Genomic DNA, 2063 nt, shown 5'->3' on the forward strand with positions numbered 1-2063 from the left:
GCGCTGGCGCATGCCGCCTGAAAGCTGGTGCGGGAATTGCCTCGCCCGGAGTTCCGGCTGCGGCAGTCCGACACGATCGAGCAATTCGATGACACGCTCGGCGATCGCCCGTCGGTCGCCCCACCGATGCACCTTGAGGATCTCGCCGACCTGGTCGCCGATGGTCTTGACCGGGTTGAGCGAGCTGACTGGATCCTGCGAGATCAGGCTCACCACCTTGCCGCGGATGGTGTCGAGGCGCTTGTCGGCCCAGCCGGAAATGCTGGTGCCGTTCAGCCTGATGTCGCCGGCCTCGACGCGACCGTTCTCGGGCAAGAGCCCGATCACGGCATGGGCCGTCGTCGACTTGCCGGAGCCGGATTCGCCAACCAGCGCCACCACTTCGCCCGGCTGCACCGAAAAGGAAATGCCGTGGACCACAGTCTCGCGGCGCGTCCCATGACCATAGGAAACGACCAGCTTGTCGACTTCGAGCACGGGCGCCGCAGCAGCGGTCGTGGCTGCCTTGTTGGCGAGTTTCAATTCGGTCATGCTCGGCTCCCACCGAAGGAACGGCTGATGCGATTGGCTGAGAGCACCACCAGCACCACGACAATCCCAGGTGCCGTCGTCAGCCACCAGGCTGTCGAGACGTAGTTGCGGCCTTCGGCGATCAGCAGACCCCATTCCGGCGTGGGCGGTGGGGCGCCATAGCCGAGGAAGCCAAGCGTTGAGATGTTGAGGATGGCGTTGCCGAATTGCAGGGCGGCAAAGGCGATGACCGACGTCAGCGAGTTGGRCAGGACATGGCGGAACAGCACCGATCTGAAGCTGCCGCCGCTGCCGAAGGCTGCCTCGACATAGTCGCTGCGGCGCACACGGACCACTTCGGACCGTGCCAGCCGGGCGAAGCTGCCGATGGACGCGGCACCCACGGCGATTGCCGCGTTCACCGTGCCGAAACCGAGCAAGATGATGATGGTGAGCGACAACAGCAGGCTCGGGATCGACAAAAGTACATCGACGACGCGCATCACGACATCCTCGATGCGCCCGCCGGCGGCGGCCGCAACCACCCCAAGGGCGGTACCGATGACGAAGCCGACGGCGACAGCCGCAAAGGCGCCGCTGAGAGAATGGACCGCGCCATAGACAATGCGCGCATAGACGTCGCGACCGAGCGCATCAGTGCCCAGGATATGCTGGGCACTGGGCCCGGCGAGCTTTTCGGAAGCAACGCCTTCGGTGCCGCTATAGCCGGTGAACAGCCCGGGCAGCAGCGCCCACAGCACCACGGTCGAGATGACCAGCCAGGCCAAAACCAGGCTGGGCTGGAGCCGTTTCAGCCGTTCGGCAAGGTCTTCGCGATCGTAGGCCGCATTTGCGTCTCGGGGCGCGAGGCCGCCGACTGCGCCCAATGAATCGATGATGGTCATGCGCTGGCTCCTGCGGGATTGCGAAGACGGGGATCGAAGACCGGATAGAGGAGATCGACGATCAGGTTGGTGAGCACGAAGCCGGCAGCAGAAATCAGCACGATCGCCTGGAGGACGGTGACGTCCTGGGTGTTGACCGACAGGTAGGTCAGCGCGCCGATGCCGTTGAGGCCGAACACGGTTTCGGTGATGACTGCGCCTGCGACGAGTTCGCCGAACAGCACACCGCCAATGGTGAGCACAGGCAGGATGGCGTTACCGGCGACATGGCTTACCAGCACGCGCCTGTGACTGGCGCCCTTGGCGCGGGCCACTGCCACGAAGGGGCGCGTGCGCACCTCGTCGATGCTGCGGATAAGTATCTGCGCCAGCGGCGCCGAGATCGGCACGGCGATGGCCAGAACCGGCAACACCAGCATTTCCATCGGCCCGGGATTGATGACCGAGATCAGCTTCAGCCGGAACGAAAAGACCTGGATCAGGGCGATGCCCAGCCAGAAGACAGGGATCGAGACGAACAACGACGGCAGCGAATGGAGCGTGTTGCGCAACCACGCGCTACGGCTGACGGTCGCGACATAGGCGATTGCGCCAGCGACCAGCACCGACACGAAAAGGGCGACCGCGGCCAGCCGCAAGGTCGTCGGC

The 2063-nt window shown here is 64.8% G+C and carries 3 protein-coding genes; all 3 read right to left on the reverse strand.

Translation table 11 applies throughout. The features are described 5' to 3' along the window. Window positions 1-531, reverse strand: a 531-nt coding sequence (locus tag AC1DUU_RS30465; protein WP_476787043.1) for an ATP-binding cassette domain-containing protein, incomplete at its 3' end; no start/stop codon positions are given. After that, a complete protein-coding gene (locus tag AC1DUU_RS30470) occupies window positions 528-1415 on the reverse strand; it encodes an ABC transporter permease (RefSeq protein ID WP_476787044.1) in 888 nt (295 codons plus the stop codon). The genes AC1DUU_RS30470 and AC1DUU_RS30465, both read right to left, overlap by 4 nt. Continuing rightward, the coding region (locus AC1DUU_RS30475; protein ID WP_476787045.1) for an ABC transporter permease at window positions 1412-2063 on the reverse strand (652 nt) is incomplete at its 5' end. The genes AC1DUU_RS30470 and AC1DUU_RS30475, both read right to left, overlap by 4 nt.

Source organism: Aminobacter sp. P4_H6_2, assembly GCF_056400805.1.